The sequence below is a fragment of the Streptomyces spongiicola genome (assembly GCF_003122365.1).
Lineage (GTDB): Bacteria > Actinomycetota > Actinomycetes > Streptomycetales > Streptomycetaceae > Streptomyces > Streptomyces spongiicola.
Window position 1 is genome coordinate 4,434,096 of the sequence record NZ_CP029254.1, and the last position, 17,409, is coordinate 4,451,504.

14 protein-coding genes are annotated in these 17,409 nt (G+C 69.7%); 8 read left to right on the forward strand and 6 right to left on the reverse strand.

Annotation, left to right across the window (positions count from 1 at the left end):
- Positions 1–608: 608 nt before the first annotated feature.
- Together DDQ41_RS19605 and DDQ41_RS19610 are read left to right on the forward strand one after the other, a co-directional pair.
- Positions 609–1,733 (forward strand): PP2C family protein-serine/threonine phosphatase, encoded by a 1,125-nt coding sequence (locus DDQ41_RS19605; RefSeq protein ID WP_109295643.1) that lies wholly within the window; start codon positions 609–611, stop codon positions 1,731–1,733.
- Positions 1,734–1,777: 44 nt separating this feature from the next.
- Positions 1,778–2,008 (forward strand): hypothetical protein, encoded by a 231-nt coding sequence (locus DDQ41_RS19610; protein ID WP_162602709.1) that lies wholly within the window; start codon positions 1,778–1,780, stop codon positions 2,006–2,008.
- A gap of 141 nt (positions 2,009–2,149) precedes the next feature.
- Here the strand turns inward: DDQ41_RS19610 and DDQ41_RS19615 are convergent, their stop codons facing one another.
- The 3 genes from DDQ41_RS19615 to DDQ41_RS32590 all read right to left on the reverse strand — a co-directional run bounded on the left by DDQ41_RS19615 (position 2,150) and on the right by DDQ41_RS32590 (position 4,073).
- Positions 2,150–2,497 (reverse strand): hypothetical protein, encoded by a 348-nt coding sequence (locus DDQ41_RS19615; protein ID WP_109295645.1) that lies wholly within the window; start codon positions 2,495–2,497, stop codon positions 2,150–2,152.
- 28 nt (positions 2,498–2,525) lie between these two features.
- Positions 2,526–3,425: a radical SAM protein gene (locus DDQ41_RS19620; protein WP_109295646.1), complete on the reverse strand. Its 900-nt coding sequence runs from the start codon at positions 3,423–3,425 to the stop codon at positions 2,526–2,528.
- A gap of 444 nt (positions 3,426–3,869) precedes the next feature.
- A complete protein-coding gene (locus tag DDQ41_RS32590) occupies positions 3,870–4,073 on the reverse strand; it encodes a hypothetical protein (RefSeq protein WP_109295647.1) in 204 nt (67 codons plus the stop codon).
- A 75-nt stretch (positions 4,074–4,148) separates the two neighbouring features.
- Between DDQ41_RS32590 and DDQ41_RS19630 the strand changes: the two genes are divergently transcribed.
- Positions 4,149–5,360, forward strand: coding sequence for a helix-turn-helix domain-containing protein (locus DDQ41_RS19630; protein WP_109295648.1), 1,212 nt, complete (start codon positions 4,149–4,151; stop codon positions 5,358–5,360).
- 361 nt (positions 5,361–5,721) lie between these two features.
- On the opposite strand, the gene DDQ41_RS19635 is transcribed toward DDQ41_RS19630, so the two are convergent.
- Positions 5,722–6,126 carry a DUF6119 family protein gene (locus DDQ41_RS19635; protein ID WP_162602710.1) on the reverse strand — a complete coding sequence of 135 codons (405 nt, stop codon included), beginning with the start codon at positions 6,124–6,126 and terminating at the stop codon, positions 5,722–5,724.
- Between the two features lie 145 nt (positions 6,127–6,271).
- Here DDQ41_RS19635 and DDQ41_RS19640 point away from each other — a divergent pair, with 145 nt between their 5' ends.
- The 4 genes from DDQ41_RS19640 to DDQ41_RS19655 all read left to right on the forward strand — a co-directional run bounded on the left by DDQ41_RS19640 (position 6,272) and on the right by DDQ41_RS19655 (position 15,221).
- A complete protein-coding gene (locus DDQ41_RS19640) occupies positions 6,272–8,647 on the forward strand; it encodes an N-6 DNA methylase (protein ID WP_109295650.1) in 2,376 nt (791 codons plus the stop codon).
- A gap of 99 nt (positions 8,648–8,746) precedes the next feature.
- Positions 8,747–10,738, forward strand: a complete 1,992-nt coding sequence (locus DDQ41_RS19645; RefSeq protein ID WP_109295651.1) for a type I restriction-modification system subunit M — start codon at positions 8,747–8,749, stop codon at positions 10,736–10,738.
- Positions 10,735–12,033, forward strand: coding sequence for a restriction endonuclease subunit S (locus tag DDQ41_RS19650; RefSeq protein WP_109295652.1), 1,299 nt, complete (start codon positions 10,735–10,737; stop codon positions 12,031–12,033). Before DDQ41_RS19645 ends, DDQ41_RS19650 begins: the two co-directional genes overlap by 4 nt.
- A complete protein-coding gene (locus DDQ41_RS19655) occupies positions 12,030–15,221 on the forward strand; it encodes a type I restriction endonuclease subunit R (protein WP_109295653.1) in 3,192 nt (1,063 codons plus the stop codon). The genes DDQ41_RS19650 and DDQ41_RS19655 overlap by 4 nt, the downstream gene beginning before the upstream one ends.
- A gap of 59 nt (positions 15,222–15,280) precedes the next feature.
- Here the strand turns inward: DDQ41_RS19655 and DDQ41_RS19660 are convergent, their stop codons facing one another.
- Complete coding sequence (locus DDQ41_RS19660) at positions 15,281–15,601, reverse strand: DUF397 domain-containing protein (protein ID WP_109295654.1); 321 nt, start codon at positions 15,599–15,601, stop codon at positions 15,281–15,283.
- The gene (locus DDQ41_RS19665; protein ID WP_109297833.1) at positions 15,598–16,446 is read right to left on the reverse strand and encodes a helix-turn-helix domain-containing protein; all 849 of its coding nucleotides are present in this window, start codon (positions 16,444–16,446) and stop codon (positions 15,598–15,600) included. The genes DDQ41_RS19660 and DDQ41_RS19665 overlap by 4 nt, the downstream gene beginning before the upstream one ends.
- A gap of 398 nt (positions 16,447–16,844) precedes the next feature.
- Between DDQ41_RS19665 and DDQ41_RS19670 the strand changes: the two genes are divergently transcribed.
- Positions 16,845–17,300 carry an ATP-binding protein gene (locus tag DDQ41_RS19670; protein ID WP_394342151.1) on the forward strand — a complete coding sequence of 152 codons (456 nt, stop codon included), beginning with the start codon at positions 16,845–16,847 and terminating at the stop codon, positions 17,298–17,300.
- Positions 17,301–17,409: the final 109 nt, after the last annotated feature.

Consider the following 17,409-nt stretch of genomic DNA (forward strand, 5'->3'; position numbering starts at 1 on the left):
GCCATGCTAGTGCCGCATCGGGCGGCGTCTGCCCCGTCGTGACGCCCGGCACGGGGACGTTCCGGGCCCGGCGCGCGCCTGCCCCCGGCCCGTCGTGCGTACGCCCCCGGCCCGGCGCGGGGACGTTCCGGCCCGGCGCGGCGCGCGCCTGCCCCCGGCCCGTCGTGCGTACGCTCCCGGCCCGGCGCGGGCCGGCGTCCGCCCGGCGCGCATCCGCTCCCCGTCCGGCGGGCACGTACGGTGCGACGCACGCGGCCTCCCGTCCGGCGGCGCGACCGCCCCGCCCCGCCCTCCCGTCCGGCGGTACGATCACCCGCTTCACCCGCTTCACCCGCTTCACCCGCTTCACCCGCTTCACCCGCTTCACCCCGCCGTCCCGGCAGGCGGGCAGGGCCACCGCCGGGGTCGTCGGCCGGGGAGCCGGCGGCGGGCGCCGGACGAGGCGTCGGGCCGTCGCCGCGGCCCCACCCGGACGACCTCGCCGGGAGGGGAGCACGGCGGGCCGACCGCTCGGGCGGGGGCGGCCCCCGCGCCGTCCGGGCCGGCCCGGACGCCTGTGCCGGCCGCGATGAGTGGAAAGGTGTGCCCGTACCAGGCAGGCTGATGGCATGCGGTCGGACATCCGCTCATCCGTGCTCCCGCTTGCGGACGGTCGTCACCGGGTCCTCTGGGTGCTCGCGCAGTGCCTGCCCTTCGCGATCGCGGTCCTGGTGCTGGTCATCGAGCTCACGCCGCTGCACGTCGTGTACACGGGACCGCTGCTGACCGCGACCCCGGCATTGGCCGCGATGACCATGGGCCCCGTGGGCACGATCGCGGCGGCCGTCTTCGCGCTGGTCATCAGCGTGATCACCGCCGCCTACAACGAGGCCTGGCAGAACCAGCAGGTCTACACCAACCTCCTGGCCCTCGTGCTGGTGTCCGCGGCGAGCATCACCATCAGTAGTGCCGCGCGGACCCGCAGCGAGAACGAGCTGAACCAGATCCGCAGGATCGCCGCCGCCGCGCAGGAGGTGCTGCTGCGACCGGTGTCCGCCCGGATCGGCCCGCTGCACGCGGGCAGCCTGTACGTCGCCGCCGAGACCGGCGCCCAGATCGGCGGCGATCTCTACGAAGCCGTGCAGACCCGCTTCGGGGTACGGCTCGTCATCGGTGACGTCCGGGGCAAGGGCCTTCCCGCGGTGCGCGCGGCCGCCGCCGTGCTGGGGGCCTTCCGGGAGGCGGCCCACTACCAGGAGGACCTGTCGGCCGTCATGGACCACTGCGCGGCCGCCCTGGAGCGGGAGCGCCTGTCCCCGGACGTGGACCCGGACGCCCGCGTGGAGGGCTTCGTCACGGTGCTGGTGGTCCAGGTCCCGCGGGAGCCGGTGGTCGAGATCGTCAACCGCGGCCATCCGCCTCCGCTGATGCTGCACCGCGGCAGGGTGGAGGCCCTGGAGCCGGGGTGCCCGCTGCCGCCGCTCGGCCTCGACGAGCTTCTGCCCGAGCCCTCCGGGGGCAAGGCGGAGTCCTATCCGTTCGTCCGCGGAGACCGCCTGCTGCTGCACACCGACGGCGTGGTCGAGGCGCGCAACGGCGACGACGACTTCTTCCCGCTGCCCGCTGCCTTCGCGGCCGTGCGCGGCGGCACCCCCGGCGAGTACCTGGAGGAGTTGCACGGGGCGCTGATGCGGCACTCCGCGGGCTCCCTCGCCGACGACGTCGCGATGTTGATCATCGAGAGGGCCGAGTAGGACGGGCCCCGTCCGCCCGGGTGTGCGAACCCGGCTACCAGTACGTGCCCACGAGCAAGGGCAAGGACTACCACAAGGGCGTCGGCGCGGAGCAGGCCGACTGCAACGGCACCTCCCGCACGGCGAAGTCCACGTTCACCTCCGAGGTGACCGGGAAGGTCGGCATCGCCTACAGCGGCGAGCTGAAGGTCGGCGGGTCCGTCGCGGTCGTCGAGATCGAGGGCAGGTTCAACGTGAACCTGTCCGTGGAACTCACCGCGAAGAGGGGCACGTAGTGCCGCAGCGTGGCACCTACGTTGCCGAGCATCGCGGCGAGGGCGACGGCGAGGCCGACGCGTAGCCGGGGAAACGAAAGCCCCGCGCGTGTGCTCGTGGGAAGCACACGAACGGGGCCGTTCACTCGGGACGTTGCCGTGTCAGCGTGGGGCGTGCACCGGGGCCGCCTGAGCGCGTAGCTCAGCGACACGACGTTGGTACAGCGGACCGGCGGCATGAGCGCCCCGTGCCTCACTCGGGGTGGCCTGTTCGATCAGGTGATGACCCACGGCCTTGAGGTGAGCGGCCCACGCGATCACGTGCTGCTGAGCCGTCCGCCCGCATTCCTGCGGCTCACCGGGAAGACACAGCGGGAGTTCCGGCCCCACCTTGTTCGCCGCGTGCCGGACGTACCGCGCGATGGTCAGCCATTCCTCCTCGGTGCGCCGAATGGCGTTGCTGTCGCCCTCCCACCCCCACGGGCCGAAGTCGTCCCCGTGATCGTCCATGTGTGTGCTCCCTGGTGATCTCGGCGGATCAGGCCGGTGAGGCGATCGTAGCGGCGCTATCCACTTCCCGGGGGTCGCAGTGCCCGACCGAGGGAACGCACGGACCGCACGGGCCGCACATGGGAAGGAACTGCGGAGGGGTGCACGACTGGACGTCGTCGCCATGGACGGCCGCGATATCTTCCGCAACGTCCAACATCCGGGATCCACCCCAGATATCCGAGATCGGCTTTTCCAGCACGTTGCCCATGATCAGGAATCGGCCCAGGACGCACGGCCACACATCGCCGGTCGGGCCGATGGCGCACTTCTCGTGGGCGCAGTGCCCGCACAGGTCAGCGATGGTCGGCGCGGCCCCCTGACTCGCCCGTCCGAATGCGCGGGTGCGGTCCCCGCCCACCGTTCCGACACCGAGCGCCGTAAGGTCCTGCGCCGCTTCCTGCACCCGCTGTCCATCCCGTACAGCGACAACTCCGCCCCGCAGCGGAATGCCGAGGGCCAACGCCTTCTGCACGTTCGCGCGGGTCTTGTTGTGCGAGCCCCTGAGCTGTGTCACCTGATCGTGTTCCTCGGCGGTGTCCGAGTAGTACGACGTGGCGAGCTTGACGCCGCACTCCCCGAACACGTCCCACAACTCCGTGCGGATGTGGGTCATGTTTGAGAACACCTCTACACCGAGGCCCCGCTCGTGAGCGTGCTTGATCAGCGCGGGAAGACTCGGGTAGAGGGTCGGTTCACCTCCGATGAACTGAACATCCAGCGTGCCCATATCAGCAAGCTGGTCAATCAGGATCAACCAGTCCTGCGCGGTCATGGTTCCGTGGGTGCCCTTGGGGCCGCTGTCTGCATAGCAGTGATCACAGAACTCGTTACAGAGTCCCGTCACCTCCAGCCACGCGAATAACAGCCGGCTATCAACTGCGCTCATTCTGCGTCTCCTTGGACTGTCGGGATCTGACGCCATCCCTGCCGAGAAGCCGAGAAGCCGAGATGCCGAGAAGCCGAGATGCCGAGATGCCGAGATGCCGAGATCCCGAATGCGCGAGGAGCGCATTCGGTTACCCTCGGCAAGGGGCGGGAGTTCACAAGTGGCCCATGAGTGCCAGCACGGGCAGCGCGGCACTGACATGCCGCCACGGCAAGGGAGAGAGCCGACCAGCCAGAGCGGCGAAGGTACCGCACTAGACTCGCTTTACGCTGGCTGGCGGTACGAGCTGTTCGCAACCGCCGGTCTCGGGCCGGATAAAGGCGGTGGGTCGCTTCGGACGGCTACAGGGCGGGTCGGCCGGGTCCTCATAATCCTTGATTACGTCCCGCAGAATTCCGACTCTCCCGGCGCTGTCCTCGACACGCTCCCCCACATCCTTTTCGGTCACCATGAGTGGCCCTCGGGGTGTTTCCGCATGAGGACGTTGCAGCCGGACACGGTGGTCATGTCGCCACCTGCCCTCGCTCTGTCCCGGACGTTTGCGAGTTCCACACATCCCGCGCAGCCCGCTACCGGCGTCGGCTTCGAGTAGCCCGTCCGATCCGGCAGTACCACCGGCGCTTCGCTGTACCTCGTCGGCTCCGTCATGCGGAACAGCGTCCAACCGACGTTGATCTACGACTAGCGGCCCCGTGTCGGCCGACTGTCGGCCAGACTTGCCACATGAGGAGCAGCATCGGGGCCAACATCCGGCGCGAGCGACAGCGGCACGGGTGGAGTCAGGCACGCCTGGCGGTGGAGATCTGCCGGGCCGCTGGCATCCGGGGTGAGCCGGTCGGCCGCCAGGAGGTCAGTCGATGGGAGACCGGGAAGCGCAAGCCGCGCGAATGGCTGCCGTTCCTGGCGTCCGCCCTCGGGGTGCCCTTGGAAGAACTCGGAGAGCCACAAACTCCCGCTGAGCCGCCTTTGCCGACGCTGGCCGACTACTTGCCCGAGGGTGACCAGTTGGCCCCTCTGGCCGCCCGCGAGGGACGCCGCGTCGGCATGGGGCAGGTGGACGGACTACAACAGCGCGTGCACGGCCTACGGCTGGCCGACGACGTGCTAGCCGGGGGTGATCTCATCCGTCCCGCACTCAGGGAACTTCGGTCGGCCGTTCGTGTTTACCGGGAAGGCTCACACACCGGAGAGGTTGGGCGGCTACTCCTGCGTCAGATCGGGGAATTAGCGCAGATCGCTGGGTGGATCGCCTCTGATGCCGGCCGGCATGCTGAGGCAGAACGGATCTACCGGCTAGGTCTAAGCGCAGCAAGGCAGGCAGAGGACCTCACCCTTGCCGGGAATCTAGCCGGATCACTGGCCTATCAGTTCAGCAACACCGGGCGGGAATCAGAGGCTGTCACGCTGACACAAGCCGCACTGCACGATGCCGGGCCTGAGGCGCCCCCTAAAGCCCGCGCACTGTATCTCGATCGGGTGGCATGGGCCCACACGAAAGCCGGGGGACCAGAGAATACGCAACACGCGATGCGTGCTCTCGGAAAAGCCGGCGAAGCACTGACCGAGGACACCGATGGGGCTGAGTCACCGGCATGGCTCTATTGGGTGGACGCCGGCGAACTTCAGGTCATGGAATCACGCGTCTACACAGAGCTGCGCCGACCGCTGCGTGCTGTCCCACTGCTGCGCGACGTACTCAGCCGGTACGACGCGACCCACACGCGCGAAATGGCGCTCTACCTCTCTTGGCTCGCCGTGGCTTACGCCGACGCCAACGAACCCGAGGAAGCGGCGGCGACTGCGGAACGGGTTGTCAGCCTGTCGGCCGACATTTCCAGCGAGCGGACAGCAGAACGGGTTCGGGTGGTACTGGCCCGCCTCGCTGAGTATGCCGACATTCCCGAAGTTCGCGCGGTGCTCGACAGCGCATTGTAACGAGAACAGTTCCAGGAATTGGCGGATCGGTAGAGCCTGGAACGCTGACAGCTTCTCCAACACGCACCCAGGGAGAATCAGGCGCTCCGCAGAAACACTCTAATGAGCCATGCGAGTCTTTTCCCTCGCTGCCGCTCAGCGGCGAGAGGGGAAGGGTGCACCCCCTGGTCAGAACGGCGGCAGCTCGTTGGCCTCACGACGTGATCGCGCCTCAGCAGCGAAACCACCAGGCTGATTGCGTGCCGTCTCGCCGTTGTGGTGATGAACGCAAGCCCGTGCTCACAGTGAACGCAGATGCTTATGCGCATAAGGGTTCGTATCGCCCCGAGCGATTGACTTCGGTCGAGGCAGTGGCCGATGGTCAGCAACAGCCGCAGAAGACGAAGCCGGGGGCGATCCTGCTCTGGTCGAGCAGGAGGTGTCCCATGCCGAAGGTGAGTGCGAAGACGCCGTCGGCGACGGGGAGGAGCAGTGCGCACGCCGAAGTGCGGTTCTCCACGGGCGGCTTCCGCCCGGTGAGGGTGTGCACGGCCGAGGTCCAGTCGGGCGACCGGCGGTGGCCGATCACACCGTGGCACAGGAGGGCCGGAGTGCCCTCGACCGTCACGTCTTCGAAGACGAAGGAGTGGTCGTGCTCGTACCCGGGGTTGAGCGCGGCGCGCAGGTCCGTGGGGGACGTGCTGGTGTCCCGGAGGAGGTAGACGGTGCTGCGCCGGGTCTTGGCGGCGGTGGCGGGGCTCTGGTCGACGCTCGGACGGAGCGGCATGCGGACTCCCGAGGTGACGAGACGAAGGGCGGTGCTGACGACATCCAGTAGGTGCACTCGTGAAAGCGTCGTCAAACGTGAATTGTCGTTAGAGGTATGGGGTAGGCTGTGAGCTGTCCCCGTCGAGGAGAGGTGCCGCCAGGCCATGCCCGAGACAGCAGCCCATGTGACAGCCGCGGAGATCTCCCGCATCGCCGGCGTCACCCGGGCCACCGTCAGCAACTGGCGCAGGCGCCACGCCGACTTCCCCGCACCGACCGCCGGCACCGACACCAGCCCGCTCTACGACCTCGGGGCCGTCCGGGCATGGCTCGGCTCCCGCGGTCACACGCGGGTGGCCGACCCCCGGGAGGAACTGCGCACCGCGGTCCGCCTCCACGCCTCCGACCCGGACGGCACGACCGGCCGCATGGCCTTCGTCCTCACGCTCGCCCGCCGCCCCGCGGACCGGACGGCGGCGCTCGCCGGCCTCGAGGACGCCGAAGTCGCCGGCCTCACGGATGCCGAACTCGCCGCCCGCGCCTCCGGGGAGGTGGCCGGGCTCCTGGCCTCGCTCCCCGGCCCGGCGCCCGCGAGCCCCCTCTTCTCCGCCTCCGACGGCACCGCACTGCGCGCCCTCCTCCGCTGCGTGCGCGAGGCCGGCGCCCCGGCCGCCCTCACGGTGCTCGCGGAGAGGGAACTCGACGACAGCGCCGCGACCGGCGTCTACGGGACCCCGGAGCCCCTGGCTCGGCTGGTCGCCGCACTGCTCCCGGCCGGGGCCGCCCGCGTGCTTGATCCGGCCTGCGGCAGCGGCGCGCTCCTGGCGGCCGCCGCCGGGCGCGGCGCCGGCGAACTCCTCGGCCAGGACTCCGTACCCGTGCAGGCCCGGCGCGCCGCGGTCGGCCTGAGCCTCGCCGCGCCGCGCGCCGAGGTCACCGTGCGCATCGGCGACAGCCTGGGCGCGGACGCCTTCGACGGCCTGACGGCGGACGCGGTGGTGTGCAACCCGCCGTACGGGGACCGCGACTGGGGCCACGACCGCCTCGCCTACGACCCGCGCTGGGCGTACGGCGTACCGGGCCGTTCCGAATCCGAACTCGCCTGGGTGCAGCACTGCCTCGCCCACCTCGTACCCGGCGGCCGGGCCGTGCTGATCCTGCCGCCCGCCACCGCCTCCCGCGCCTCCGGGCGCCGGATCCGGGCGGAGCTGGTGCGCAGCGGTGCCGTGCGGGCCGTGCTGGCCCTCCCGCCCGGCGCCGCGCCTCCGCTGCATGTGGGCCTGCACCTGTGGGTCCTGTCCCGGCCCGAACCGGGCGGCCCGGAGCGGAAGTCGGTGCTGTTCGCCGACCCGGCCGGCGCACCCCCCACGGACGGCGGCGCCCCCCCTTCGGGCACCGGCGCACGGGCGGCCGGCATGCCGCGTACGGGTACGGGTCCCTCCCGCGCCCCGATCGACTGGGCGGGCCTGACGGCCCGGACGCTCGCCCACTGGGAGGCGTTCACCGCCGACCCGGACCGGTTCGCCGCCGAACCCGGCACCGCCCGCACGGTGCCGGTCGTCGACCTTCTCGACGACCTCGTCGACCTCACCCCCGCCCGCCGGGTCCGCACCTCGCACCGGGACGTCGACCCCGCGGAGCTGTCCGCGCGTACGGAGACCGGCCGCCGCGAGCTGGCCGAGTCCGCCCGCGCCCTCCTCGACACGGCCGGTCTCACCGGCTGGACGGCACCCGGCGGCTCGGTCCGGGAGTGGCGTACGGCCAACGCCTCCGACCTCGCCCGGGGCGGCGCGCTGACCCTGCTCCGCACCGTGCCGGACACCAAAGGCCCCGTGCCGGACACCAAAGCTCCCGTGTCGGACACCAAAGGCCCCCTGCGGGACACCCAAACCCCGGAGCCGGACGGGTCAGCCGCCGAGCCGGACGGGTCAGCCGCCGAGCCGGACGGGTCAGCCGCCGTGTCGGACACCCAAGCCCCCGTGCCGGACGGTTCAGCCGCGGCGGCGCCGGTCCTCACCGGCGCCGACATCGCCCGGGGTACGGGCCCGACCGGCGATCCGGCGGAGCTGGGCCCGGCGGCCACGACCGCACCCGTGATCGCCGCCGGGGACGTCCTCGTACGGGCGATCGCGGGCGGTGGCGGCCCGATGGCCCGGGTCGCCGACGACGGGGACGCCGGCGCGCTCCTCGGCCCGCAGGTCCACCTCCTGCGACCGGACCCGGCGCGCCTGGACTCCTGGTTCCTGGCCGGATTCGTCGGCTCGGCGGAGAACGTCGCCGGGGCCTCCACCGGCAGCACCGTCCTGCACGTCGCCCCGGGCCGGCTCCGGGTCCCGCTGCTCCCGCTGGACGAGCAGCGCCGCTACGGCGAGGCCTTCCGGCACGTCCATCGACTGCGCGCGCGGGCACGGCGGGCCGCGCGGCTCGCGGAGGAGACGGCGGCCCTGCTGGCCGGCGGCCTCACGGGCGGCGCGCTGCTCCCGGCCGAGGGTCCGCCGCCGGCCGCGCCCCGGCCGTCACCCGGCACCGAACCGGCCTGAACCGGCCTGAACCGCACCCGAACTTCGCACCCATCCACCACACTTGTCCGCACCCGCTCCGGTTGGGCGGGACGGTCCGGAAGGAAACCGGGGAACCCCTTGAACAGCAGTAAGCACACGGAACTGGCGAACCACGCCTGGTCCGTCGCCGACCTCCTGCGCGGCGACTACAAGCAGTCCGACTACGGCAAGGTCATCCTGCCGTTCACGGTGCTGCGCCGGCTCGAGTGCGTCCTGGAACCGACCCGGGAGAAGGTCGCCGAGACCGTCGCCCGATTCCAGGGCCAGGACATCGACACCGCGTACTTCCTGCGCAAGGCCTCGGGCCACTCCTTCTACAACAGGAGCGACCTGACCCTGAAGAAGATCGCCGCGGACCCGCGGAACGCGGCGAAGAACCTCCAGATCTACGTCGGCGCCTTCTCGGACAACGCCCGCGAGGTCCTCGACAAGTACGAGTTCGCCCAGCAGATCAAGCGCCTCGACGGCGCCGACCTCCTCTACCAGGTCATCGGCAGGTTCACCGACCTGGACCTGCATCCGGAGACCGTGCCCAACCACAACATGGGCTACATCTTCGAGGAACTGATCCGCCGCTTCGCGGAGCAGTCCAACGAGACCGCGGGTGAGCACTTCACCCCCCGCGAGGTCATCAAGCTCATGGTCAACCTGCTGATCGCACCCGACGGGGACGCGTTGCAGGTGCCGGGCGTCGTGCGTACGGTCATGGACCCGGCGTGCGGCACCGGCGGCATGCTGTCGGCGGCCGAGGACCACATCCTGTCCCTCAACCCGGACGCCACCGTCGCGGTCTACGGTCAGGAGCTCAACCCCGAGTCCTGGGCCATCTGCCGGTCCGACCTGATGATCAAGGGCCAGGACCCGGAGCACATCGCGTTCGGCAACTCCTTCAGCGACCCCGCCCACCGCCGCGACAGGTTCGACTACATCCTGGCCAACCCGCCGTTCGGCGTGGAGTGGAAGAAGGTTAAGGACGAGGTCGAGTACGAGCACAAGCACATGGGCGAGGCCGGCCGCTTCGCCGCGGGCCTGCCGCGCATCAACGACGGCTCGCTCCTCTTCCTCCAGCACATGATCTCGATGATGAAGCCGGTGGACGCCAAGGGCGGCGGCGGCTCCCGCATCGCCATCGTCTTCAACGGCTCTCCGCTCTTCACCGGCGCGGCCGGGTCGGGCGAGTCCGAGATCCGCCGCTGGATCCTGGAGAACGACTGGCTGGAGGCGATCGTCGCCCTCCCGGACCAGCTCTTCTACAACACCGGCATCTCCACGTACTTCTGGATCCTCACCAACCGCAAGTCCCCCGACCACAAGGGCAGGGTCGTCCTGCTGGACGCGCGCGACCAGTTCCAGAAGATGCGCAAGTCGCTCGGCGACAAGCGCAAGGAACTGGGCAAGCGGCACATCGCGGACGTGACCCGCCTGTACGGGGAGGCCGTCCAGGCCGCGGCCGACCCGGACCACGAACTCCACGGCAGGGTCAAGGTCTTCGACAACAGCGCCTTCGGCTACCAGCGCATCACCGTCGAACGCCCGCTCAAGCTCCGCTTCGAGGTCACCGAGGAGACACTGACGGCCCTGGCGGCGGCAAAGCCGGTCCAGAAGCTGGCGGACGCGGAGGCGTTCGTGGCCGCCGTGCGTACGCTGCTGGGCTCGACGTGGGCGACCAAGCCGGAGTGCCTGGTGGCCCTCAAGGACGCCGTCGTGGCGGCCGGCCTGCTGTGGCCGACGGGCGCGCCGTTCGCGAAGGCACTGCGGGAGGCGGTGGGCGTCCGCGACCCCGAGGGCGAGGTGCAGAAGGTCAAGGGCGAGCCGGAACCGGACACGGAACTCAGGGACTACGAGAACGTCCCGCTGGGCGAGGACGTGGAGGAGTACCTGAAGCGCGAGGTCCACCCGCACGTCCCGGACGCGTGGATCGACCACACGAAGACGAAGATCGGGTACGAGATCCCGTTCACGCGGTACTTCTACGTGTACGAGCCGCCGCGGCCGCTGGCGGAGATCGACGCGGAACTGAAGGCTCTGGAGGCGGAGATTCAGACGCTGTTGGGGGAGGTGACGGAGTGACGGGCTATCGGATCAAGGACGTCGCCGGGATCAACCGTACGGTGCTGCCGGAGAGCACGGACCCGGACTTCAGGTTCCGCTACATCGACATTTCGGCTGTCGATGAACTGGGTAACGTCACCGTGCCGGAGGAGGAGTCCGTCTTCGCCTCGGCGCCATCCCGGGCCCGGCGTACCGCATCGGCCGGATCAGTCTTGGTCTCGACCGTGCGCACCTACCTTCAGGCGATTGGGAAGGTACCCGTTGCGGCAGAGCCGTTGGTCTTCTCCACCGGCTTCGCCGTACTGGAGGCCACTAGCAGAATCGACGCCCGGTATCTTGCCTACTACTGCCGGTCGCACACTTTTGTTGATGAAGTCGTGGCTCGTTCCACGGGAGTGAGTTACCCGGCCATCAGCGCGTCCGAGGTCGGTTGCGTACCAGTCCGTGTTCCTCCGCTGGAGGAGCAACGCCACATCGCCGACTTCCTCGACACCGAGACAGCCCGCATCGACCGACTGGTTGAACTTCGGCGTCTTCAGCTACTTCGGCTGGACGAGCGAGTCTACGCGGCGGTTTCCGAGACTCTGATCCCCGACCTTCTGGCACGTCCGCAGCCGTCGGGACCGTGGCCCTGGCTGCCCACGATGGCAGATGACAGGCCCCTCGTGCGGCTCGGGTACGTCTGCCGACTCCAGAACGGGCTGACGGTCGACAGCAAGCGGGACCTGTCCGGTGATGTGGTGACGCGTCCCTACCTTCGAGTCGCAAACGTCCAGGCCGGGCATGTCGATCTTGACTCCGTCGTAGAGATCACGGTCCCTCGCGATATTGCCAACCGGACCTCCCTCCGTCCCGGAGACGTTCTCATGACCGAAGGAGGCGACTTGGACAAACTCGGAAGAGGGACCGTGTGGCGGGGGGAGTTGCCGGATTGTCTCCACCAGAATCACGTCTTTGCGTTGCGCCCGGAACCAGACCGCCTTGACGGTGACTATTTGGCCTTGATGACGCGCACGCTGCATGGACGCTGCTACTTCGAAAGCACAGGCTCCAGGACGACGAACCTGGCCTCTACGAACAGCAGCAAGATCATGAGTTTCCCGATCCCACTCCCGAGTGTGGCTGCCCAGCGAGCCTTGGCAGGCGAGGCGCAAGCCGTGATCGAGAACTCTCAAGCTGCGAAGCGTCTTCTTGAACGTCAACTCGGCCTCCTGTCCGAGCGTCGCCAAGCCCTCATCACCGCCGCCGTCACCGGCCAGTTCGACGTCTCCACCGCCAGCGGACGCAACACCACGGAGGGAATCAGCGCATGAGCCCCGGCCCGGTCCACAGTGAGTCCGCGTTCGGCGACGCGATAGTCGCCGCCATGACCGAGCGCGGCTGGCGCGAGGCGAGCCCCGCCGGCTATCAGCCCGATCTCGGCCTGGACACGGGCGAACTCTTCGAGTTCCTCCGCAGGACCCAGGCCGAGGAGTGGCACGAACTCCGCACCGTCTACGGCGACCCCGCCGAGGCCGAGCGCGGCTTCGCTCGCCGTCTGGACCAGGCCATCGCCAACGACGGCCTGCTCCACGTCCTCCGCAACGGCGTCAAGGACCGCGGCGTCCGCCTCCGCGTCGCCTACTTCAGGCCGAACCTGGTCCCCGACGCCTCCGTCCTCGACGGCTACCGCGCCAACCGCCTCACCGTCGTCCGCGAGCTGCCCTACGCGACCAAGCAGCTGGACTGGAACAACCGGCTCGACCTCGCCCTGTTCCTGAACGGCATCCCCGTCGCCACCGCCGAGCTGAAGAACCCGCTCACCGGTCAGGGCGTCGAGCATGCCAAGGAGCAGTACCGGACCGACCGCGACCCCACCGAGCCGATCTTCACCCGCCGGGTCGTCGCGAACTTCGCCGTCGATCCCGACCTGGTCTTCGTCGCGACCACCCTCAAGGGCAGGAACACGCGCTTTCTGCCCTTCAACACCGGCTCCGAGGGCCCCGGCCGCCCCGGCGGCGCCGGAAACCCCGCTCCCACCGCCTTCGGCCGGTACGCGACCTCCTACCTCTGGGAGCAGGTCTGGGAGCGGGAGAACTGGCTCGATCTCCTCCAGCGGTTCGCGCACCAGCAGAAGACCAGGACGCCCGGCGGCGGTACCACCCGCACCACGATCTTCCCCCGCTACCACCAGTGGGACGCCGTCAGGAAGCTCACCGCCCACGCGGCCACCCACGGCGCCGGACAGAACTACCTGATCATGGCCTCGGCCGGGTCCGGCAAGTCCAACACCATCGGGTGGCTCGTCCACCGCCTCTCCGACCTGCACGCGGACAACGACCCCCGCAGCTTGGACACCGAGGCCCTGTCCGCGGGCTTCGTCAAGCCCGGGGCGCCCGTCTTCGACAAGGTCATCGTCATCACCGACCGCCGGAACCTGGATGCCCAGCTCCGCGAGACGGTCGGCAGCTTCTCCCAGACCGACGGCCTGGTCGTCAAGATCGACGAGAGGCAGGGCGCGAAGAGCGAGCAGCTCGCCCGCGCGCTGTCCCGCGACACCGGGAAGATCGTCACCGTCACCCTGCACTCGTTCCCGGCGCTCCTGGACTACCTCAAGCGCAACCCGACCGAGATCAGGGGCACCACCTTCGCGATCGTCATCGACGAGGCCCACTCCTCCCAGTCCGGCGACGCGGCGACCTCCGTCCGTGCCGCACTGCGCGAACTCGGCCTCGACTCGGACTCCGAGGACGCCGGCGCGACCACCGTCACCGTCACGGACAAGCTGAAGAAGAAGGCGCTGGAGCGGTCCCGGGCGGCGAACCTCTCCTACTTCGCGTTCACCGCCACACCCAAGTCCAAGACCCTCGAACTCTTCGGGACCCCGGACCAGGTCGACGGCAAGGCGGCGTACCGCCCCTTCCACACGTACTCCATGCGCCAGGCCATCGAGGAAGGGTTCATCCTCGACCCGCTGCGCAACTACGTCACGTACAACACGTACTGGAAGCTGGTGAACCACAACCAGGACGAGCGCGAAGTGGACCCCGCGAAGGCGAACTCGCTGCTCGCCCGGTACGTCCTCACCCACGACTCGACCGTCTCCCAGCACGCACAGGTGATCGTCGAGCACTTCGTCACCCACACCAGGGGCCGGCTCGGCGGACGGGCCAAGTCCATGGTCGTGACCGGCTCCCGGCACTCCGCCGTCCAGATGGCCCGCGCCATCAGGAGCTACATCAGGGACCGCGACTACCACACCAGGTATCCGGACCTGGGCGTTCTGGTCGCCTTCTCCGGCTCCCTCACCATCGACGGCGAGGAGACCACCGAGCCGAAGGAGAACGGAGGGCTGTCCGAGACCGCCCTGCCCAAGGCCTTCGGCTACACGCGCGCCGACGACAAGGCGGTGAAGGCCGGGGCGAAGGGGCAGCAGGAGTACCGGATCCTGGTCGTGGCGGAGAAGTACCAGACCGGCTTCGACCAGCCCCTGTTGACGACCATGTACGTCAACAAGAAGCTCACCGGTATCGCCGCCGTCCAGACCCTCTCCCGGCTGAACCGCACCGCCGAACGCAAGGCGCAGGCCGACCTCGCCGTCCTGGACTTCACCAACGAGGCCGAGGACATCAAGGAGGCGTTCCGCCCGTACTTCGAGGAGGCGAACACCCTCCCCTCGGATCCCAACCTTCTCTACACCGCCCAGAGCCGGGTCATGTCCGCGCCGATCATCTCCGAGACCGAGATGGACGAGTTCGCCGCCGCCTGGTTCGAGGCGAAGGAGAAGGCAGCCGGATCACCGGCGAAGTGGGAGAAGCTGCACGCTGAGCTGTACCGCCTGCTGTCCCCGGCCGTCACCCGCTACGAGGCCCTGCGCGACAACGACGAGGACGAGGACGACGTCAGGACGGCCGAGGACTTCCGCGCCGACCTCCACGACTACGTGCGCAAGTACGGCTTCCTCGCCCAGATCGTGCGCTACCAAGACCCCGACCTCGAACGACTCCACCTCTACGGCCGCTACCTCCTCACCCGGCTGCGCGGACGCGCGGACGGCGGCGTGGACATCGGCGAGGTCGACCTCAGCCACCTGCGCGTGCAGAAGACCGGCGAGCACGACGTCTCCCTCAGCCCGGAGGGGCCCGCGACGATGCCCGGCTTCGGCGAGGGGCCGGGCGGCGCCAAGGAGCCCGAGAAGTCCCTCCTGTCCGAGCTGATCGAGAAGTTCAACGCCAAGTTCGGTACGGACTTCACCGAACAGGACGTCATCCGGCCCTTCGAGGAGGCCAAGGCCGACGCCAAGGTCCGGGCCGCGGCGGTCGTCAACGACGAGGACAACTTCGGCAGGGTCTTCGACAAGGTCTTCGCGGACAAGATGGCCGACCACGTCGACTCCATCGCCGGCCTCGGCCGCCAGTACTTCGGCGCGGACCGCAACTTCAAGTCCAGCCTCGACCGCAGCGCACGCCGTGCCGCCTGGCGGATGATCCGCCGCGAGGAGGGCGTGGACGACGCGGCGTAGCCGCCCTCGGCATGAGCAGGGGCCCCGTACACCGCGAGGTGTACGGGGCCCCTCCCGTGTCAGGCCGAGTGGTCGGCCGCCAACTCCACGAGCCCGGCCCACGCCCGGGGGCTCACGCTGAGCACGGGCCCGCCCAGCTGCTTGGAGTCCCGGACGTGCACGGTGCCGGGGGTGGCGGCCACCTCGACGCACTCGCCGCCCCCGGCACCGCTGTAGCTGCTCGTGCGCCAGGCGACCTCGACGCACTGGCCGCCTTCGGCACCGCTGTAGCTGCTCTTCCGCCAGGCGACCTCGACGCACTGGCCACCCTCGCCGCTGCTGTAGCTGCTCTTGAACCACGCCAGGGCCGACAGAGGAGGCTCGGGCAACTTCTCGTTCATCTCTCTCCCAGCAGTTTCTCGAAGAAGGTCAGGGACTCGCGCGGCGTCAGGGCCTGCGCCCGCAGAATGCCGTACTGGGCTTCCATCTCCCTGACCGTCTCGCGGTCGGTGTAGAGGCGGCTGTCCTTCTGCACCTCTACGTAGGCGATCCTGCGCCCCTTCGCCGTCTCCATCAAGGTGAAAGGGCCCGCCAATCCACTGTGCTCCTCACGCTCGTTGGGCATGACCTGGATCTCCACATTCCGCCGCTGGCCGTGTAGCAGAAGTTGTTCCAGCTGGCCCCGCATGCCCTCTCGACCTCCGATGGGCCGTGTCAGTACCGACTCCTCGATGACGAAGCTGAGTGTTGGCAGCCTTCGGCGCGAGAAGATCGCTTGGCGTCCCAACCGCGCCGACACCCGATGCTCGATGGTGTCCTCGTCCAGCAACGGACGCCGCATCCGGAACACCGCTCGCGCGTACTCCTCTGTCTGTAGCAAGCCATTGATCACGTGAGTGTCGTAGACGTGCAACTCCACCGCCTCCGCCTCCAACCGCGCCATGTCCCGGAAGAAGGCCGGATACTGCGCCCGCGCCACCTCATCCTTCAGCGCCTTGAGCACACCACCCGCGTCCAGTACCTCGTCGGCCCGGTCGATGAACCTCGGCGGCGGGATGCGTCGCCCCTGCTCGAACGAGGCGATCGACTGAGCCGCGTATCCCACCAGCTTCCCGAACTCCGGCCGCTCCAGCCCGGCCCGGGTCCGGAAGAGCTTCAACTGCCGCCCGAACGCGGTGACCACACCCTGCCCGGGCTCGTCCTCCGGTCGCTTTCCCGCCGGTTCCGCCGCCCCGGGCGGTTCCATCGCCGGCACTCGTTCCACCGGTTCCACCACGTCCACCGGCTCCCGTCCGCCCGCCGCGTCATCTTGCCGCACCGCCGCCACCCTTCCGCGCACGTACACCGCACCGCCCGGCCGCGTACAAGCGGAACGCGACGGCGCGTCACCCATGGTCACGCTACGCCACCACGACCCACCGTGGAGCCATGACGAACAACCCCGCCCACCCCACGATCCCCGCCCACCCCACGCCCCCCGCTCACCCCACGCAACCCACAACCCTCACCCGCCCCACAACCTCTGCCCGCCCCGCAACCCTCACCCAACCCACAGCCCCTGCCCATCCCACTCCCCCCACGCCCCCCACCCAACCCACACAGCCCACCCACCTCACGCAGCCCACTCCCCCCACCCAACCCACCGTGCCCGCACACCACTTCGAGATGCGTTTCACCTCCACACCCCGGGGCGCCCGGCTCGCCCGCCGGTTGTGTGCGGAGCGGCTGCACGCCTGGGGGATCCCGTACGGCACCGAGGAGCATGACGCCGTGGTGCTCCTGGTTGCCGAACTCAGCGCGAACGCCGCGCACCACGGCCGGGTGCCGGGCCGGGACTTCCTCGTACGGCTCACCGTGCCCGCAGGGCCGCTCTCCACCGTGCGGATCGAGGTGGCCGACACCCGGGGCGAGCGGCTCCCGGAACCCGCGCGGCGGCTTCCCGGGGCCGACCGTACCGACGGGCGCGGTCTGCTCCTCGTCGCCGCCCTCGCCGACCGGTGGGGGTGGGGTCCACGGCCCTGCGAGGCGCCCGGAAAGGTCGTGTGGGCCGAGTACGACAGGCGGAACCACGCCGCACAGACGGTTCTCGGCCAGATGTGACGTACCTCGTACGCCTCCCTGGACGGAAGATCGTGACCCCCACCACACTGGTCCGACACGTGGGGCCGGCCGACACCAGCCCGGCTGCCACGTCGGCGACAGCAACACC

Excerpts from the sequence above, each read along its gene's own strand:
- DDQ41_RS19630 (WP_109295648.1), top strand. The coding sequence starts at position 4,149 with ATGAGGAGCAGCATCGGGGCCAACATCCGGCGCGAGCGACAGCGGCAC.
- DDQ41_RS19655 (WP_109295653.1), top strand. The coding sequence starts at position 12,030 with ATGAGCCCCGGCCCGGTCCACAGTGAGTCCGCGTTCGGCGACGCGATA.
- DDQ41_RS32590 (WP_109295647.1), bottom strand. The coding sequence starts at position 4,073 with ATGACGGAGCCGACGAGGTACAGCGAAGCGCCGGTGGTACTGCCGGAT.
- DDQ41_RS19620 (WP_109295646.1), bottom strand. The coding sequence starts at position 3,425 with ATGAGCGCAGTTGATAGCCGGCTGTTATTCGCGTGGCTGGAGGTGACG.
- DDQ41_RS19640 (WP_109295650.1), top strand. The coding sequence starts at position 6,272 with ATGCCCGAGACAGCAGCCCATGTGACAGCCGCGGAGATCTCCCGCATC.
- DDQ41_RS19635 (WP_162602710.1), bottom strand. The coding sequence starts at position 6,126 with ATGCCGCTCCGTCCGAGCGTCGACCAGAGCCCCGCCACCGCCGCCAAG.
- DDQ41_RS19665 (WP_109297833.1), bottom strand. The coding sequence starts at position 16,446 with ATGGAACCGCCCGGGGCGGCGGAACCGGCGGGAAAGCGACCGGAGGAC.
- DDQ41_RS19660 (WP_109295654.1), bottom strand. The coding sequence starts at position 15,601 with ATGAACGAGAAGTTGCCCGAGCCTCCTCTGTCGGCCCTGGCGTGGTTC.
- DDQ41_RS19605 (WP_109295643.1), top strand. The coding sequence starts at position 609 with ATGCGGTCGGACATCCGCTCATCCGTGCTCCCGCTTGCGGACGGTCGT.
- DDQ41_RS19615 (WP_109295645.1), bottom strand. The coding sequence starts at position 2,497 with ATGGACGATCACGGGGACGACTTCGGCCCGTGGGGGTGGGAGGGCGAC.